The sequence below is a fragment of the Acidimicrobiales bacterium genome, assembly GCA_030747595.1.
GTDB lineage: Bacteria > Actinomycetota > Acidimicrobiia > Acidimicrobiales > MedAcidi-G1 > UBA9410.
This window is the reverse complement of sequence record JASLKK010000001.1, coordinates 37,130-54,356: the sequence shown is the minus strand read 5'-3', so window position 1 is coordinate 54,356 and position 17,227 is coordinate 37,130. Positions and strand designations below refer to the sequence as shown.

Sequence of the window (17,227 nt, the reverse complement as noted above, 5' to 3'; positions counted from 1 at the left end):
TTCGCTTTCTAGCGTCTGTTAGGTATACCTACTACAGAGCGAGAGGCTAGTTCTCCTAATTGAGATAGCAACCTTTTCATCAAAGAAATCTGGCCGATACCCTGCAGGGGTCATGGAAACGAGATCGGCTCCGAAGCTTCTGATTAGCAACATCCAAGTTGCCTTGAACAACACACCGATACTGAAGGGAGTGGACCTCCTCGTCGAATCCGGTGAGGTCCTTGTCCTCCTGGGACCAAGCGGTTGCGGTAAAACCACGCTCCTGCGAACCATGGCCGGCTTGGAACGTCCCGAGGCCGGCTCGGTGGTCATTGATAAACGAACGCTGGTCGGCCCGGGGACTTGGGTACCGCCAGACCGGCGACGGATCGGGATGGTCTTTCAGGACTGGGCGCTGTTTCCCCACCTCACAGTCGCCCGAAACGTGGCCTACGGTCTCCCTCGCGACCAACGAAACAATGGCCGCGTTGACGAAGTCCTGGAAACTGTCGGCCTCACAGGGTTCAGAGATCGCTCACCGGCCACCCTCTCCGGTGGACAGCAACAGCGCGTGGCTCTCGCACGGGCCCTAGCTCCCCGGCCAGAGGTTCTTTTACTCGACGAACCGTTCTCCAACCTCGATACCGGACTTCGCACAGAGATTCGCACCGAAGTACACCGACTTCTCACCGAGCTCGGCATCACCGCTGTGTTTGTTACCCACGATCAGGAAGAGGCCTTCGTGTTAGGTGACCGGATCGCCGTAATGAACGATGGCCGAATTGAGCAACTCGCCCTTCCATCCGAGATTTATACACGTCCAGCCAGCCGGTGGATCGCCTCCTTCGTGGGCGAGGTCAACCTCTTCGGGGCCGAGGCCAGCGACGCCACCGCCCACCTCCCCTTCGGTGATGTCTCCCTCCTGCGTAATGCCGATGGCCACAACGATGGGCCGGTAGAGGTGCTGCTCCGACCAGAAGACCTCCTGGTTGCCAAGGTCGACAGCAGCCCCTCGGATGACGTCCCCGGGCACGGCTCGGTCGAGCTCGTCGAGTACTACGGGCATGACGCCATGGTCCTAGTCCGCCTCGACGATGGGTCTGGCCTCCGGATCCGCACCGGGCCCGTCTCTCCAGCCGTCCGAGGCGACCGGGTAGTCGTTACCTACCGGGGTCTACCGACGACCGCGTTTCCTAGGGTCTGACCAGCCACCACCGGTTCGCTGAATCCCATGGGCGCCGCCAAGCCGACTGTCTCAGAACACCCGGTAGTAGTTATCGGCGCAGGTCCAACCGGACTGGCGGCCGCCCGTCGGGCCGCGCAATCCGGCCACCGAGTAGTCCTCCTCGAAAGGGCCGACGAAGTCGGAGGTATGGCTGCCAGCCCTACCATCGCGGGCCAAAGGGTTGATCTAGGTTCGCACCGTCTCCACCCCTCGATCGAGCCAGAGATTCTCGCCGACCTTAGGGACCTTCTCGGAGACGAGTTGCAGGTCCGCACTCGCAACGGCCGCATCCGTCTCGACGATCGATGGATCGCGTTCCCGCTACGGACCTTGGACCTTCTACGCAGTGTGAGTCCTAAGTTCGCCCTCGGTGCCGCGCTAGATGCCATGACATCACCGTTGCGAAGACCCCGTGCCGACACCTTCGCTGCCCACCTCCGAGCCGGGCTCGGACCTACGGTCAGTCAAGCATTTTATGAACCGTACGCCACGAAGCTGTGGGGAGTCAGCGCCGACGAACTCGACGCCTCCCTGGCCCGCCGTCGAGTATCTGCCGGCTCACCACTAGCAATCATCCGTAAAATTGCACGCGGTGTCTCTCCGACGGGTCGAACGTTTCTATACCCGCGCGACGGCTACGGGCGTATCTGCGAACGATTAGCTGAGTCAGCCATCGAATCGGGTGTGGACATCCAGCTTTCAACCGAGATCACCGGCATCCGACTCAACGACGGCTCTGCGACGATCAAACTGACGGATGGGGATCTCCCAGCACATCGGGTGCTATCGACCCTCAACAGCACCGCCCTGATCAACCTTGTGTCGCCAAGACCGCCCCAATCTGTGATCGAGGCCGTGGGCCGATTGGAACACCGGGCCATGGTTCTGGTGTTCTTGGTCTGTGACCAAGACCAGTACACGCCTTACGACGCCCACTACCTCCCATCGCCCGAAACGCCAATCAGCCGACTCTCAGAGCCCCGGAACTACCGAGACGGCCCTGACCCCGAAGGCCGAACCGTGCTGTGCTGCGAACTTCCATGCCGAGTAGGCGACGAGATATGGGCGGCCACTGACAACGAATTGGGCGACTGGATGGCCGATTCCCTTGTCGGCCAAGGTCTGCCACGGCCCCTTCTGGTGGCCACCGAGACCAGGAGGCTGACCCACGTCTACCCGATCTACCGAACCGGCTATGCCAACGATCTCGGCACCATCGCCAAGTGGACCGACAGCCTCGACCGCCTTGTGGTCCTCGGACGGCAAGGTCTGTACACCCCCGACAACCTTCACCACGTACTGCGCATGGGGGTCAGTGCCGCCGACGCCCTCAAGACTGACGGCTCCTTCGATCACGAGGCCTGGCAGACGGCTCTCGCCGAGTTCGAGACATTCGTGGTCGAGGATTGAGACCATCGGCATACCCGCTGAAGAGGCCAACAGCCCGTTCTCCGATCAGGTGAGCTGAGGTCAAGCGGTATTCAGTTCCCGATAGACGGCAGGAACAACCTTGCGCAGATAGCGGCCCAGTTTTACGAAACTCTCGCCTGTGGTCCGAAAGCAGTAGCTGATAGGCACCTCGTGGTACCGGAAACCCTTGGCCAAAAGATCCAGAGTCAGAACCTGGGCGTAGTTGAAGTCATGCACCACCTCGGCGGCTCGAGCCGCTGCCGGAGAAAAGGCCCGGTAACCGGTCTGCCCGTCATTTATTCGGCGTCGAGCCACGATCGAAAGTAGACGGCTCAAAACCTTGTTCCCGAAGCGTCGGTGCGGTCGCATGTGCTCGATAGTCCCGGCAAAGCGACTACCCACCACATAATCAGCCTCACCAGCAAGAATCGGAGCGACCAAGTTCTCCAACTCCTCCGGTGGGTACTCTTCATCAGCATCGCAAAAAGCGATGGCTGCAGCCCCATTCGCCACACCGACGGACAACCCGTAGCGCACTCCAGCACCGAGACCGCGACAAGAAGGGAAGGACTCCACCGTGGCACCAGCCGCTTGGGCCACTTCAGCGGTCCGGTCAGTGGATCCGTCGTCGACTACGAGCACCTCAACTCGGCGCCCACAAACTTCTGAGGGCACCCGCTCCACACAGCGACCTACGGTCGCCTCCTCATTCAGGGCCGGCATGAATAGCAGCACGGGTGCGTCGACAGGCCCCGCCGGAGCAGGATCAGGCGCCAGTGGCAGGTGAGCCGGCAGTCGGAAACGGCCCAACACGCCGGGCTGGGGCCACCACACGGCGACAGCACCGACCAACAGCGACCATGCCGTCTTAAGAGCGTGGGCGGCCAAGGCAGCAACCAAGGCATCTTTAGCACCATGACCGAGCACCGCGTAGGCGGCCACGGAAGCCGCCTCATAAGTCCCAAATCCACCCGGAGCAATAGCCGCAATCTGTGCCGAGACAGCCACCGTCGTAACTAGTACAGCGTCAAATGCTGACAACTCGATGCCCGCCCATCGAGCGCACTGCCACACCAGAACCGCCTCCAAAAGCCATGCCGCCACGGTCATGACGAAGGCGACGGGTCCCGGAAGGCGAACCTGTGACAGATCGAGTCGAGAAAGCCGACGCAGAGACAACCAAGCCAATACGCCGGCAACGAGCACAACAGTCGCTAGTAGCCAGGCCCATCCACCGACTAATCGGGAAAAGGCGCGCGGTGCTATCAACCAGCCCAGCCCTGCCACGGTTGCGATGTCAGCAGCGCGCAAAGCAACTGTGGAAGCAGTGGCAGCCTCAAGACCAACCGGCGTACGCCGAGTCACGCTCAGAATTCGCAGCGGTTCACCAAGGCGGAATGGCAATAAGTGGTTAGCGCCGAAGGCAAGATGGATGCCTGCCAATGCCTGCCCAAGGGGCAGCCCCGGCAAGACCCGCCGCCAGGCTAAAGCCCGCAAGACAAAAGCGAGGCCGAAGGCTGCACAAGCAACCACCACGCCAACCGGGTCACCGATTGCCCTGTCCCAAGCGCGTCGGAGCGCGTCCACATCAACAGCAGCGGTAACTGCCGCTGCCGCTACCACCAAGGCGAGCAGTCCAACCACGAGAGCCGGCCACCATCGTGTCCCCAATCCGCGGCCGGCTTCGGAACGCAGCATCCCTATCTCCCTCTCCGGCTAGGCCAGTTGGCATTGGTAGTCGACGGTTCGTTAGGTACACCTTACGGATTCCGTCTAGCACTCGCTACACTCCCCGCCATGAGCAAGCCCGAAGACTCAACTCTGCGTCACATCACTGCGACCGTTGTCGCCATCGCCATCGCGGCCACTTTCACAACCGCCTGCGGCAGTAGCAATAAGCAAGAGCTCTCCGAAAAGGCCGCCGCCATAGTGACCGGGGAGTGTCGCGACCAACGCGACGAAACGGTAACCATCTACTCAGGCCGCACCGAGTACCTGATTAGGCCCATCATCGAAGCTTTCGCCTGCGAAACGGGAATTGACGTCCGAGTCCGCTGGGGCAACTCCACTGACCTAGCGATTCTCATCGGCGAGGAAGGCAACGCCACTGAAGCTGATGTCTTCCTCTCACGATCACCCGGGCCAGTTGGTTTCCTCGAGAGTCGCGGCCTCCTCGGAACTATCGACGACGAGGTTCTCGAACTCGTTGATCAACAGAACCGCGCCTCTAGCGGTTCTTGGATCGGATTCTCGGGCCGCAAGCGGGTACTGGTCCGCAACATCGACCTGGTATCAGATAGCGAACTCCCGGAATCCGTCTTCGACCTCACTGAGGATCGCTACCGAGGACGAGTCGGGATACCGGCGACCAACGGATCATTTGAGGACTGGTTCACCGTATTCCGCGATGAACACGGTGGAGAAGTGGCCACTCAATGGCTACACGACATGGTGGACAACGATGCCGAGTACTACCCCAACAACAGGGCGATCGTGGAGGCTGCGGGCCGGGGCGAGATTGATATGGGCCTCGTCAACCACTACTACCAGTACCAGGAGGCAGCGGCGGCCGGCGACGCTCACCGGGCCGAGAACCACGACTTCGGTCCCAACGACATCGGTTCGCTCCTGATCATCACAGCTGCCACTATCTTGGGGGCGACCGAGGAACGCAGCGCCGCTCACCAGCTGCTTGCCTACCTACTCAGCCCTAAGGCCCAGTTGTATTTCACTAATCAAACATTCGAGTACCCACTTGGTGCCGACATAAAGCCCAACCCGATCCTTCCAGCGCTGACCGCTCTAGAGATCGGATCAGTCGACTTCGACTCGCTGGGTGGCGGTTTCGAGGAGACGGAGCGCATCATCAGGGAGAGTGGAATCCTCGCCGGCTGACCCCGCTTGGGGTCCCGGAACCGCTGGCCCGCCGGAGCGGAGGGTCAAAGGTCGGAAGCGGGCACCGCTGACGGTGACGGCTGCGGCGTTTACCGTTGGCGTCCTTTTCGCTTTTCCGGCCCTATATCTGATCTGGCGCAATATCACCAGCGACAGCGACCCGTTGGGGCTACTGACCTCGTCACGCACCCTGGAGCCGCTGCGCCGCAGTGTGGTACTTGCCGCCCTCGTATCCGCCAGCACTGCCGTATTGGGGACATCTCTAGCCTGGCTGACCGCCCGCACCGACCTCCCGGGTCGCCGCATGTGGCGGGTGCTACTACCCCTGCCGCTGGCCTATCCGACATTCGTCGGGGCGGCGGCATTTATCCGCACCCTCAATCCAGGCGGACTGGCCAACGACCTCCTGCAAGCAGTTGGTATCAACCATACGTTCGAACTACGCGGGCTGTTCGGCGCCTGGCTAGTTCTCACCCTGTTCACGTACCCATACGTCTACCTCCCAGTTGCCGCACGACTTCGCAGCCTTCCGGGATCGCTAGAAGAAAGTGCCCGACTTCTTGGCGACTCCGGGTTCAGCACCTTCCGTCGAGTCGTTCTTCCTCAGACTGCGTCCGCCATCACTTCAGGGGCACTACTGGTCGGCCTTTACACCATCAGTGACTTCGGAGCCGTCCAGCTCATGCGCTACGACACCTTGACCCGTGCGATCTGGACGACCCGTCTGGCAGACCAGCCCACATCGTTCGCCCTTTCGGCCATCCTGCTTGTTCTTGCCGTGGTCGTGGTCGGCGGTGAGCGCCTCGGTAGCCGCCGGCTCAGTGAGCGACCACCGGCGCGCGCCTCCACCAGCCGACTCTTTACCACGCCACTAGATCGTTGGCGGCTGCCTGGGCTGGCTCTGGTCGTCGGCACGATCGGTCTCGCTTTGGTTGCTCCGGCTGCAGCTCTGGCCGACTGGGGAATCTCAGGTCTGGTGCGAGACGCAACCGGCGGCCGTTCTCTGGCTATCAACGCCTCAGATATCGTCGGCCCGGCCTGGAACACTGTTTGGGTAAGCGTGGTGGCCGCGTGCGTGGCCGTTGTTGCCGTCCTGCCCACTGCGGTACTGCTGGCTCGTTACCACTCTCGGGTTGGCCCGATCACCGGCAACGTGATCATCTCGACCTTTGCTATGCCCGGTCTGCTCATCGCTCTGGCCATGTTCTTCTGGACCCTTCGTAGCAGTTGGGCAGCCGAGCACCTCCGCGGCACCCTGATCGTGCTGGTGTTCGCCTACATGGTCCGCTTCGGGGCCCAAGCCCTCGGCGCTGCTCAAATAGCAGTAGCCGCCGTGCCTGACCGTCTGCACGATTCAGCAAGGGTGCTTGGCGCTGGGTCTTTCCGCCGTCTGGCCACAGTGGACGCTCCGCTTGTGACCCCCGGGCTAGTCGCCGGCGGTGGCCTAGTGCTGCTATCGACCATGAAGGAGTTGCCAATCACCCTTCTGGTGGCACCGTTTGACTTCCCCACACTGACCACCAAGATCTTCCAGTCGTTCGAAGACGCCTTCGTGGCCGAGGCTGGCCTGCTGGCAATGGTCTTAGTGATTCTGTCTGGTGCTCTCACCTGGTTCTTGGTGGTCCGCCGGGCTGATCACCTCGACTGACACGGGTCATGACCTTGGCGAAAAGAGGTCTCCTCCGGGCAATGGTGGCCGTAGGCATGGTGGCCACCATTACCGCCGCCGTAGGCATCCCGGCGCGGACCACCTATGGAGCTCAGGTCAGTGTGGACGAACCCCAGTACCTGATGACCGCCATCAGCTTGGGCGAAGACTTCGATCTGGATGTGTCCGACGAGATCGACGAAGAGCGATACCTACCCTTCCATCAGATTGGCCTTAACACTCAGACCATCGACCTCAACGATCAGGGTCAACGGATCAGCCCCCATGACCCCCTCCTGCCAGCGATGTTGGCCCTGCCCATGCGTGTCGGCGGTTGGGTGGCAGCCCGAGCCTCGATCGCGGCCCTTGCTGGCCTGCTCGCGGCGGCGACCCTGTGGGTGGCCGTCCGTCGCTTCGGTGTATCAACACGAACCGGAGCCTGGGTGGTGGGTGTTCTATCGGCAACACCGCCGCTGACTGCCTACGGCAGTCAGATCTATCCAGAACTGCCCGCCGCCCTAGCCATGGTGGTTGCTGTCGGAGCGGTTTCGGGCCTCCAAGTCGAAGCGGCTGAAACGAGGTCTCGGACCCAGTTGCTCATGGCCTTGGTAGTGGCCGCGACTGCCCTGCCTTGGCTGTCGGTGAAGTACGTCCCAACTACCGCTGCTGTGGTCGGAATCGCCGCTAGGAACCTCTGGCGCTTAGGGCAGCGGCGTCTCCTTCTAATCGGCGGTCTGGCCCTGTCGGCCATGGGCATCCTTTATGTCGTATTCCACGTGCAGGTCTACGGTGGATGGACCGTTTACTCAGCTGGCGACCACTTCGTGACCAGCGAGTTCGGAGTCGTGGGCTTCGATCCCGACTACTGGGGTCGGTCCCGACGTCTGGTCGGCCTTCTCATCGATCGGCCGTTTGGTCTGGCCTCGTGGTCCCCCGCCTGGCTGGCAATGGCGCCAGCCCTCGGTGCACTGCTGGCCCGCCGTTCCGCCGGATGGTCGCTTCTGGCGCTTCCGATTGCCACCGGTTGGGCTACAGCAACCTGGTTGGCACTCACCATGCACGGCTGGTGGTGGCCGGGGCGTCAGGTCGTCGTCATTCTCCCACTCGTCGTAGTGGTCATTGCCATAGCAGTGGACCGGGCACGCCGAATGCTTCTCCCGCTCGTCGCGTCAGCAACCGTGGGAGCTGCTGGATGGATCTGGGTGGCCATCGAGGCTTCCACTGGCCGTCGGGCCTTAGCAGTCGACGTCACCGAGACATCGTGGGTTGGTTACCGGTGGTTCTCTCGCCTGTTCCCCGACCTGCAACGGAGCTCGGCCAGCGACCTGTTGTGGGCCTTCGTCTGGACTCTGGTCCTGCTGGCCTGGGCCGTCCTGGCGGGCCGTCGCGCGTCAGTCGAGGGCGACGAGGATGCGAGCCGAAGCGAAGGCGCCAACGCCGACAAAGTCGCCAGCGATCTCGATGGTGGTAGTGCCATCTGGTGAACTGGCGGTCACCCGACCCCTGTTCCCCGGCTTGATCTCTGCGCCTTCTAAGAACTCGAGCAGACCATCTCGAAACTCCAACTCCTCAGGAATCCGCTCCACAGTGAACTCCACACCCGGCCTTAGGTCGCTAAGCACAGCGGAATTCTCAGGCTCCTGATAGCCGGCTCCAGGGATGGGGTTGCCGTGGGGGCAGGTCATGGGGCCATCGAGGACACGCATCAGGGCCTCCTCAACCGGGCCGGAGATGACGTGCTCCCACCTACCGGCCTCGTGGTGGGCATCGGTCCACGACAAACCCAGGATGTCGGTCAGGAAGCACTCAGCCAGCCGGTGGCGCCGCACCACCTGTCTGGCAAGTCTTGCACCGTCGCTGGTCAAGGCAATCGTGCCGTCGTCGACTGAGACCATGCCCTCTTTCTCCATGCGACGAACCATCTCGGACACTGCAGGCCGAGATACCTCGAGTCGTTCGGCGATGCGGGCTTGGATTACGTCAACATCGTCTTCAGCTAACTCGAAGATGGTCTCGCAATACTCCTCGAACGCCGGGTGGTACTCAGGAGTCTCGTAAGTCACACCATCACGCTATCTGACAGCGGGAAATCGCTTCCGAAGATGGTCGACCCTCTCAGACTTCGAGTGGCCCGGTGATAGGCGACCTGCTCTGCCAGACCATCTTCCAAGGTGGTGGTGGGCACCCAGCCAATGGCGTCTCGCAGTCGATCCACACAGGCGTGCGTTAAATCAGGATCCCCAGGCAGGCGCTCGTGGTACTCAACGGGGACCGGATGGCCAACAAGGCGACCAACTAGGTCCACAACGTCAATAAGAGGCGTGGCGATCGACGAACCCACATTGAACACCGTGCCTGACGCACCCGGTTCCATGGCTATCCGGACCACAGCATCTACTACGTCGTCCACGAAGGTGAAGGACCGCCGTTGGCTACCGTCGCCTCGCAATGGAAAAGCCGGCCCACCAAGGGCTGCTTCAACCATCCGGTGAAAGGCCATGTCAGGCCTTTGGCGTGGGCCATAAACGGTGAAGAACCGCAACGGCACCACGTCCAAACCGCGGGCGCCATACAGCGCACCGAGGTACTCGATCGATAACTTCGAAAGGCCATAGGGGCTCAGTGGGAGCGGTGGAACTTCCTCCGTTGTTGCCCCGTCGACCGCTCCGTAAACCGACGAGGTCGATGCCAACACCACCCGCCGTACGCCAGTGGCTAGGCAGGCTTCCATCAGACGTTGGGTAGCCAATACGTTTCGCTCCAAGTGGTCAGCAAAGCCTGTCCCCCACGAAGTCTGAACGCCCGGTTGACCAGCCAGATGAAACACGGTGTCCACTCCATCCAGCAAGGGTTCGAGATCCGACACGGCTAGGTCATCTCGCCGCATTGAAAAGCCTGGATGCTCAATCGCACCGGTGAGGTTGCGTTCCTTAACCGCCACTTCGTAGGTAGGCGTCAGACAATCAACCCCCACCACCGGATGCCCGTTGACCAACAGGCGATCGACCAAAGTCGAGCCGATGAAACCGGCGCAACCAGTAACTAGGTAAGTAACCCGATGGTGGTGTGGCTGCATCATCCCGGGGCAGTGTAAGCCTTTCGATGTGAAGCGCACCTAACACACCCCTCCGGTGCGCTGTCGAACCATGGAGACGGCGATGATGGCACAGTGCCACTGGACCCCCGTACCCCGGTCATCGTCGGTGTCGCCCAGGTCACCGACCGTGTCGACGATCCGTCAACGGCCCGAACCGCGTTGGAACTCATGATCGATGCCAGCCGTTCAGCCGTGATCGACGCCGGCGCCGCCGGAAGCGAAGCCTCGGTGGACATCGTCGCCGTGGTCGGCGGCATCTGGAGTTACCGAGATCCGGGACGACAGGTAGCCGGCGCCCTTGGCGCATCAGCAGCCTCCACGCTGCTCACCGGACTGTCGGGCACCTCACCTCAACGCCTGCTGGCGCACCTCTCGACACGCATCGCCGCCGGTGAACTCGACGCAGCGCTCATGGTGGGCGGCGAGGTGTTCCGGTCTCGACGCCGGGCCCGCCGACTAGACGTGGCCGTCCGCCGCGACGTCGACGAATCCCTGGCGCCGGCCAAACGATTCGAGGACGGCCTAGACATGTCCACCCCTCACGAGGAATCCCGTGGCCTGGTCGAGCCAGGCGTGTTTTATCCGGTGGCCGAGTCGGCCATTCGCCATGCCCGGGGCGAAACCATCGACCAGCACCGTCAACGGGTTGGCGCTCTGTGGGCCCGTTTCAACAAGGTGGCGTGCACCAACCCCCATGCAGCCAGTCGCACCCCCATGGACGCCGAGGCCATCACTACCCCGACGGGCAACAACCGCATGGTCGCCGCCCCGTATACCCGGGCCATGATGGCCAACAACAACGTCGACCAAGCCAGTGCCGTACTGGTCACCTCGGTAGCCCGTGCCGAAGCCCTCGGCGTACCCCGTGACCGGTGGGTGTTCCCCCATGTGGCCACCCGGGCCGACGACCCGGGGTCGCCGAGCGCCCGGATGTACCTCCATCGATCGCCAGGCATCCGGATCAGCGGTACCAGCGCCCTATCAGCAGCGGGCCTGGACCTCGACGAGGTGGATCATCTGGATCTGTACGCCTGCTTTCCCTCCTCGGTCCAGGTGTGCGCCACCGAACTGGGCCTCGATGTGGACAGCGAGACCCGACCGTTGACCACCAACGGCGGGCTGACCTTTGCCGGCGGTCCACACTCCAACTCGGTCGGCCAATCGCTGGCCACCCTCGTGGGTCGACTCCGCGAGGTTCCCGGAACCGGCCTGCTGTACGCCAACGGCGGATATCTCGGCAAACACGCCTTCGGGATCTACGGCACCGAGCCGCCGGCCACTACGTTCCAGTCGATCGATGGCGCAGCCAAGGTGGCCGACCAGCCCACCAGGACCCCTGACCCCGACTTCGCCGGAGCGGCCATCGTGAACGGCTACACCGTCCGCCACGACCGCCACGGTCAACCAACCGAGGCTCTGGTTGCTGCCCTCACCCCTGGCAGCGACAGTAAAAGTGACAGCGACAGTTCCCGGGTGTGGGGCGGTACAACCGACCGTGCCACGCTCGACACGCTGCTGGACGGAGACCGCGTCGGCCAGCCGTGCGATCTAGACCCCACCGGTCTGATCTCTCTCTGACCCAACCAGAGAGAGCCCAGCCAGAGAGAACCCATTCCGAGAATCAGGAGATCCCATGCAGACCCCGATCACCGAGATGTTCGACATCGAGTTCCCCATCGTGGCCTTCACCCACTGCCGTGACGTGGTGGTCGCCGTCTCCAAGGCCGGTGGTCTGGGCGTGTTGGGCGCGGTGGCCCACAGCGACACCCAACTGGAGACCGACCTAGCCTGGATCGAAGACGAGTTAGGCGACCGCCCCTACGGCATCGACCTGATCGTTCCGGCCCGCTATGCCGGATCCGACGAGGGCGGACTCTCGGTGGCCGACCTCGTGTCCACTATCCCCGGTGCCCACCGCGAATTCCTCGACGAGCTGCTCAAGCGGTACGGCGTGCCCGAAAATCCGGATTCCGCCGGATGGGCCGAACGCCCCGGTGACGCCCCGTTCTCGGCCAACCGGGCCGACCGGCAGCTGGACATCGCTCTGGCCCACCGCCCCGTTCTCGTGGCCAACGCCCTCGGCCCGCCACCACGAGACATGGTCGAACGCTGCCACGCGACCGGCGTCAAGGTGGGCGCCCTGGCCGGCACGAAGGTCCATGCCGAACGCCATGTGGCCGCCGGCGCCGACATCATCATCGCTCAGGGCACCGAAGGTGGAGGCCACACCGGCCATATCGGCTCCATGGTGCTGCTGCCCGAGGTAGTCGACGCGGTGGCCCCGGTGCCGGTACTCGGCGCGGGAGGAATCGGACGAGGTCGTCAGATGGCCGCCGCCGTGGCCCTCGGCGCGGCAGGCGTGTGGTGCGGCTCGGTGTGGCTGACCACCGAGGAGGCCGAAACTCACCCGGTGGTCAAGGACAAGATGCTGGCTGCCGGTTCAGGCGACACGCTTCGCTCACGGTCCATGACCGGCAAGCCGGCCCGCATGTTGCGCACCGCGTGGACCGAGGAGTGGGACCGCGACGACACGCCCGCCCCGTTGGGCATGCCGCTTCAGCCAATGCTCACCGGCGCGGCCATCGATCGGATCAACCGTGCCGCCCACCACGAGGGATCGGGCGCCGAGGACCTGGCCACCTACTTCGTGGGCCAGGTCGTGGGCACCATGAACCGCAGCCGGGGTGCCGGCCAGGTGGTGATGGACATGGTCGAGGAGTTCATCGACGCCGCCCAGGCCGTAGCCGCCCAACTCGAGGTCTGAAGCGGACTCAGTTCCCGACGGGGATTCGATTCTGAGCGGCGGCCAGGGCCAACCACTCGACACGGCCGTTCGCCGTGTCCGGGGCCACGCCGACCGGCGAGACGCAGTGGTTTAGCGTCAGGGCGCCCACTACGACTCGGGCCGCGTCAGCCACTGTTGGGCGTCCCAGACGGTGGTTGGTCGGACCGGCTCGACGGACGTCAGGTAACGGGCCACCAGTACCCAACATGACCAGTTCCACGATCCACCCCCGGTGTCTCCCAGCTCGGTCCCGGCAATAAGGGTCAGTTCATGTTGATGAGCTGACCACCGTCGACCAGCACGGCGTGACCGGTCATCCACGAGGCCGCATCCGACGCCAGAAAGAGCGCCGTGTTGGCGATGTCCTCCGGCTCACCGAGCCGCTTCATGGGAAGCGCCTCTGCAATGGCGTCGCCCCTGCCGTCCTCCCACAACGCCTTGGCGAAGTCGGTCCGGATAAGGCCCGGGCAGACTGCGTTGACCCGCACGCCTGGACCCACCTCAGCGGCCAGCTGTTCGGTCAAGTGGATGAGCGCCCGCTTGGTCAGGTCGTAGACGCCGAGGATGGCGTTGGTACCGAAGGCCCCAACCGACGAGATGTTGACCACCGAGCCGCCATGCTCCTTCATCCACCGGTTCCAACACGCCTGGGTCCACACCAGCGGGGTGGTCAGATTGGTGGCAAACGTCTTATCCCAGCGCGGCACATCAATGTCGATGACAGGACCGGCATAGGGATTGGTCGCAGCGTTGTTGACCAGCACGTCGATGGCCCCGAAGGCCTCCAGTGTGCTGTCCAGTACCCGATCCATATCCTCGACCTTGCCTACGTGGCCGGCCACGTAGGCAAGGTCACCGCCGGTCGAAGCCCGAAGCTCCTCGACGGTGGTCGCGCACGACTCCTCGTTCCGGCTGGTGATCATCACCTTCGCCCCCGCCGACGCCATAGCCGCGGCGATGCCCCGACCGATTCCCCGTGAGCCGCCGGTGACGATGGCGACCTTGCCGTCCAGTCTGATGTCCATGGACGGCGACCCTAGGGGGACCCCCTCTGCCTACCCGAAGCGGGAGCGGAGAGGCTCACGTCAGCTCATCGGCTCAGCCGACCCGGCGGTCGTGACCCTCCCAATAGGGTTCACGGAGGATGCGCTTGAGGATCTTGCCGGACGGGTTGCGGGGGATCTCCTCGACGAACTCGACCGTCTTAGGGCACTTGAAGCCGGCCAGGTGCTGGCGGGCGTGGAGGAGGATGTCATCAGCGGTCACCCCTGAATCGGGCACCGCTATGACTAGGGCCTTGCCGGCCTCGCCCCACCGTTCGTCGGGTACACCAATGACCGCCACATCGGCAATCCCGTCATGGGACATGAGGGCGTTCTCTATCTCGGCCGGGTACACGTTCTCGCCACCGGAGACGATCATGTCCTTCACCCGATCGTGGATGTAGAGGTAGCCGTCCTCTAGGTAGGCGGCGTCACCAGACCGCAGCCAGCCGTCCCCGGGCAGAGCCTTGGCCGTCTCCTCGGGAAGGTTCCAGTAGCCCAACATGTTCCCGCCGTGGCGCATCCAGACCTCGCCCACCTCGCCGTCGGGCACCTCCTCGCCTGTCTCCGGGTCGACGATCTTCATCTCCATGCCGCGGATGGGTTTGCCAGCCGACCGCAGGAGCTTGGGATCGGCGTCGCCCCCATGGTCCTCGGGCGGCAGGGTGGTTCCGGCGCCGGTCGTCTCGGTCATGGCGTACACCTGGAAGAACTCGCAGCCGAACTGCGCCATCGACTTGACCAGGACGTCTTCGGTGATCGGCGAGGCACCGTAGGCAATGCGCTCCATCGACGAGAGGTCGATCGAGTCGGTGGGCACCATCAGGAAGAACTGCAGCATGGCGGGCACGAAGATGGCATGGGTAATGCCCTCGGTCTCGATCCCCCGAAGTACCCCCGCCGGGTCAAAGTCACGCACGGTGAAAGTGGTGGCCCCGTTGACCATCCCGAACAGCGCCCAGCCGCCCCCACCAATGTGGAAGAACGGCAGCACTGCCATGTTTCGGGATTCCTCGTCCATGTCCCAGTCCACGGTGGCGAATAGAGCCTGGAAGTTGGCGTTGGTGCTCTGCACACCCTTGGGATGACCTGTGGTGCCGGAGCTGTAAAGCTGGGAGCAGACATCGTCGTCACTCGACGGGGTCTTCTCACACTCGGGGCCGTAGGCGTCGCTCCAGGCGGCGTACGACGCGTCATCACCACCATCGCCGATCACCACGACGGTCGTGACATGGGCTAGATCGCCACGGAAGGCGGCCAGATGGTCGGCGAACTCCTCGTGGATGACCAGCACCGTGGCCTGTGAATCATTGACGATGTACGCCATCTCCGGCGGGGCGAGACGCCAGTTGACGGCGACGGTCACCGCGTTTCGATAGGCGCAGCCGTACAGGACCTCGAAGTACTCGACAGAGTTCTTGTCGATGAACGCCACGCGGTCCTGGCTGCCCACGCCCTCGGCGGCCAAGGCGTTGGCCACCTTGCCGGCCCGGGCCTGCATCTCGTTCCACGAGATCCGGTCGTCTCCAAGGACGAACATGTCCTGATCGCCACGGGCCGCGGCTCCAAGATCAATGATGTCGGCGAAATTCTTAACCAGTGAAGAGTCCATGGTCGGTGAACCTACACCGGCTCGCTCGCCCCCAGAAAGGCGTGCAGAAGGGTTGGCGGCGGCGAGATTGGCCGATTGCGGGCAGGCCGCTGGACCGCAACTACCGTCCGTCCATGGCCACCAACCTGACACTCGACATGATGGCTTCGCCCCTGCCGCTACGACAGGTCGGCGATCTGGCCCGGCGGGCCGAGTCGGCGGGCTTTGGAGCCATGTGGTTCACCGAGGGAGCGCGGACCGCCTCGCTGTCGTGCGCCGCGTCCGCGTTGGCCACCGAACGGCTCGGCCTAGGTACGGCCATTGCCGTGGCCTTCCCCCGTAGCCCGATGGTCACGGCCCAGATGGCCTGGGAACTGGCCGAGGCCACCGGCGGCCGCTACGTAGTCGGCCTGGGCACCCAGGTGAAGGCCCACGTGGAGCGCCGCTACTCCAGTCCCTACGCGCCACCAGGGCCCCGTCTTCGCGAATATGTCCGGGCCATGAAAGCCATCTTCCGGGCCTTCCGGGGTGAGGAGAAGTTGACCTTCGAAGGCGAGCACTACTCGTTCAACCTCCTACCCCGAATGTGGTCACCGGGCCCCATCGATGTCGCCGATCCGCCCGTCTACATCTCGGCCGTGCTGCCGTGGATGAGCCGGATGGCCGGCGCGGAATGCGACGGAATCCATATCCACCCCATGCACTCCCCGGGCTGGCTCGCCGACGTGCAGCTCCCAGAGGTGGCTGCTGGCGCGGCGTCGGCCGGGCGGTCAATGAAAGACGTGATGGTGGTATGCCCGGTGATCATCGCCGTCGGCGACACTGACGAGGAGATCGCCGCAGCCCGCGACGCCAATCGAGCCACCATCGCCTTCTACGGATCGACACCCAACTACGCGCCGGTGCTGGAACATCACGGGTTCGACGGCCTGCAGGGCGAGTTGAACGCCTGCCAGCGATCGGGCGACATGGCCACCATGATCAGCTTGGTGGACGACGACGTGCTGGACCACTACACCGTGTCAGCGACGTGGTCTGACCTCGGTGGGGTGCTGGCCGACCGCTACCGGGGCATGGCCCCTCACACCAGAGTCATGACCTACACGGCGCTCGACCACTGGCGCAGCGATCCCGACCTGTTGGACCGCTGGTCCGACGTGGCTCGCCACCTCGCCGACGCCGACTGACCGGCCACGGCTCGCAAGAGCCGCCTAGAAGAGCTTGGATTCCTCGGCGTTGTCAAAGCGCTGGACCGACATGCCGGTCACGCCAACGGTCTTGAGCGCCTTCTGGAAGTCACCCATGTGGGGGGCCGTCATATGCGCCCCCAGCGCCTCGTCGGACGCCCACTTCTCGAAGATCCTGATCTTGCCGGCCTCTGCCGGGTCGGCACTCAGCACGTAGTCGATGCAGCCCTCCTCGGCGTGGGTGGCCTGCATCAAAGGAACGACGGCCTCCAACATGGCGTCGACCCGCTCAGGATCAATCGATATGGAACCGGCGATGATGATCATGGACTAGGGCCTCCGAGGGTCTCTTGGAACGGGGCGAAGC

Annotated in this window: 15 protein-coding genes; 8 read left to right on the top strand and 7 right to left on the bottom strand. The window is 63.5% G+C overall.

Features of this window, described 5'->3' with window-relative positions:
* The first annotated feature begins 112 nt into the window (after window positions 1-112).
* A complete protein-coding gene (locus tag QF777_00235) occupies window positions 113-1,183 on the top strand; it encodes an ABC transporter ATP-binding protein (GenBank protein MDP6909975.1) in 1,071 nt (356 codons plus the stop codon).
* 27 nt (window positions 1,184-1,210) lie between these two features.
* Window positions 1,211-2,614, top strand: a complete 1,404-nt coding sequence (locus QF777_00230; protein MDP6909974.1) for an FAD-dependent oxidoreductase — start codon at window positions 1,211-1,213, stop codon at window positions 2,612-2,614.
* Window positions 2,615-2,674: 60 nt separating this feature from the next.
* On the opposite strand, the gene QF777_00225 is transcribed toward QF777_00230, so the two are convergent.
* Window positions 2,675-4,312: a lysylphosphatidylglycerol synthase domain-containing protein gene (locus QF777_00225; GenBank protein MDP6909973.1), complete on the bottom strand. Its 1,638-nt coding sequence runs from the start codon at window positions 4,310-4,312 to the stop codon at window positions 2,675-2,677.
* Between the two features lie 99 nt (window positions 4,313-4,411).
* Between QF777_00225 and QF777_00220 the strand changes: the two genes are divergently transcribed.
* From QF777_00220 to QF777_00210, 3 genes are read left to right on the top strand one after another with little or no spacing between them, the layout of a single operon-like run.
* The gene (locus QF777_00220; GenBank protein ID MDP6909972.1) at window positions 4,412-5,509 is read left to right on the top strand and encodes an extracellular solute-binding protein; all 1,098 of its coding nucleotides are present in this window, start codon (window positions 4,412-4,414) and stop codon (window positions 5,507-5,509) included.
* On the top strand, window positions 5,490-7,157 hold the full coding sequence (locus QF777_00215) for an iron ABC transporter permease (protein MDP6909971.1): 1,668 nt from the start codon (window positions 5,490-5,492) through the stop codon (window positions 7,155-7,157). Before QF777_00220 ends, QF777_00215 begins: the two co-directional genes overlap by 20 nt.
* Window positions 7,158-7,165: 8 nt before the next feature.
* Window positions 7,166-8,641, top strand: a complete 1,476-nt coding sequence (locus tag QF777_00210; protein ID MDP6909970.1) for a hypothetical protein — start codon at window positions 7,166-7,168, stop codon at window positions 8,639-8,641.
* Here QF777_00210 and QF777_00205 read toward each other — a convergent pair.
* Together QF777_00205 and QF777_00200 are read right to left on the bottom strand one after the other, a co-directional pair.
* Window positions 8,549-9,220: a metal-dependent transcriptional regulator gene (locus tag QF777_00205; GenBank protein MDP6909969.1), complete on the bottom strand. Its 672-nt coding sequence runs from the start codon at window positions 9,218-9,220 to the stop codon at window positions 8,549-8,551. The genes QF777_00210 and QF777_00205 overlap by 93 nt on opposite strands.
* A complete protein-coding gene (locus tag QF777_00200) occupies window positions 9,217-10,236 on the bottom strand; it encodes an NAD-dependent epimerase/dehydratase family protein (GenBank protein MDP6909968.1) in 1,020 nt (339 codons plus the stop codon). Before QF777_00200 ends, QF777_00205 begins: the two co-directional genes overlap by 4 nt.
* 90 nt (window positions 10,237-10,326) lie before the next feature.
* On the opposite strand from QF777_00200, the gene QF777_00195 reads away from it, so the two are divergent.
* A complete protein-coding gene (locus QF777_00195) occupies window positions 10,327-11,832 on the top strand; it encodes a hypothetical protein (GenBank protein MDP6909967.1) in 1,506 nt (501 codons plus the stop codon).
* Between the two features lie 55 nt (window positions 11,833-11,887).
* Entirely contained in the window at window positions 11,888-13,018 is a 1,131-nt protein-coding gene (locus tag QF777_00190) for a nitronate monooxygenase (protein MDP6909966.1), read from the top strand.
* Between the two features lie 7 nt (window positions 13,019-13,025).
* On the opposite strand, the gene QF777_00185 is transcribed toward QF777_00190, so the two are convergent.
* The 3 genes from QF777_00185 to QF777_00175 form a co-directional block, all read right to left on the bottom strand.
* Window positions 13,026-13,259, bottom strand: coding sequence for a hypothetical protein (locus tag QF777_00185; GenBank protein MDP6909965.1), 234 nt, complete (start codon window positions 13,257-13,259; stop codon window positions 13,026-13,028).
* A 43-nt stretch (window positions 13,260-13,302) separates the two neighbouring features.
* Window positions 13,303-14,064, bottom strand: a complete 762-nt coding sequence (locus tag QF777_00180) for an SDR family oxidoreductase (protein MDP6909964.1) — start codon at window positions 14,062-14,064, stop codon at window positions 13,303-13,305.
* Between the two features lie 73 nt (window positions 14,065-14,137).
* Window positions 14,138-15,694 carry a long-chain-fatty-acid--CoA ligase gene (locus tag QF777_00175; protein MDP6909963.1) on the bottom strand — a complete coding sequence of 519 codons (1,557 nt, stop codon included), beginning with the start codon at window positions 15,692-15,694 and terminating at the stop codon, window positions 14,138-14,140.
* A 113-nt stretch (window positions 15,695-15,807) separates the two neighbouring features.
* Between QF777_00175 and QF777_00170 the strand changes: the two genes are divergently transcribed.
* On the top strand, window positions 15,808-16,860 hold the full coding sequence (locus QF777_00170) for a TIGR03617 family F420-dependent LLM class oxidoreductase (GenBank protein MDP6909962.1): 1,053 nt from the start codon (window positions 15,808-15,810) through the stop codon (window positions 16,858-16,860).
* A gap of 24 nt (window positions 16,861-16,884) precedes the next feature.
* On the opposite strand, the gene QF777_00165 is transcribed toward QF777_00170, so the two are convergent.
* Window positions 16,885-17,187: a putative quinol monooxygenase gene (locus QF777_00165; protein ID MDP6909961.1), complete on the bottom strand. Its 303-nt coding sequence runs from the start codon at window positions 17,185-17,187 to the stop codon at window positions 16,885-16,887.
* Between the last annotated feature and the right edge of the window lie 40 nt (window positions 17,188-17,227).

Excerpts from the sequence above, each read along its gene's own strand:
- QF777_00225 (MDP6909973.1), bottom strand. The coding sequence starts at position 4,312 with ATGCTGCGTTCCGAAGCCGGCCGCGGATTGGGGACACGATGGTGGCCG.
- QF777_00230 (MDP6909974.1), top strand. The coding sequence starts at position 1,211 with ATGGGCGCCGCCAAGCCGACTGTCTCAGAACACCCGGTAGTAGTTATC.
- QF777_00235 (MDP6909975.1), top strand. The coding sequence starts at position 113 with ATGGAAACGAGATCGGCTCCGAAGCTTCTGATTAGCAACATCCAAGTT.
- QF777_00210 (MDP6909970.1), top strand. The coding sequence starts at position 7,166 with ATGACCTTGGCGAAAAGAGGTCTCCTCCGGGCAATGGTGGCCGTAGGC.
- QF777_00165 (MDP6909961.1), bottom strand. The coding sequence starts at position 17,187 with ATGATCATCATCGCCGGTTCCATATCGATTGATCCTGAGCGGGTCGAC.
- QF777_00170 (MDP6909962.1), top strand. The coding sequence starts at position 15,808 with ATGGCCACCAACCTGACACTCGACATGATGGCTTCGCCCCTGCCGCTA.
- QF777_00200 (MDP6909968.1), bottom strand. The coding sequence starts at position 10,236 with ATGATGCAGCCACACCACCATCGGGTTACTTACCTAGTTACTGGTTGC.
- QF777_00175 (MDP6909963.1), bottom strand. The coding sequence starts at position 15,694 with ATGGACTCTTCACTGGTTAAGAATTTCGCCGACATCATTGATCTTGGA.
- QF777_00220 (MDP6909972.1), top strand. The coding sequence starts at position 4,412 with ATGAGCAAGCCCGAAGACTCAACTCTGCGTCACATCACTGCGACCGTT.
- QF777_00190 (MDP6909966.1), top strand. The coding sequence starts at position 11,888 with ATGCAGACCCCGATCACCGAGATGTTCGACATCGAGTTCCCCATCGTG.
- QF777_00180 (MDP6909964.1), bottom strand. The coding sequence starts at position 14,064 with ATGGACATCAGACTGGACGGCAAGGTCGCCATCGTCACCGGCGGCTCA.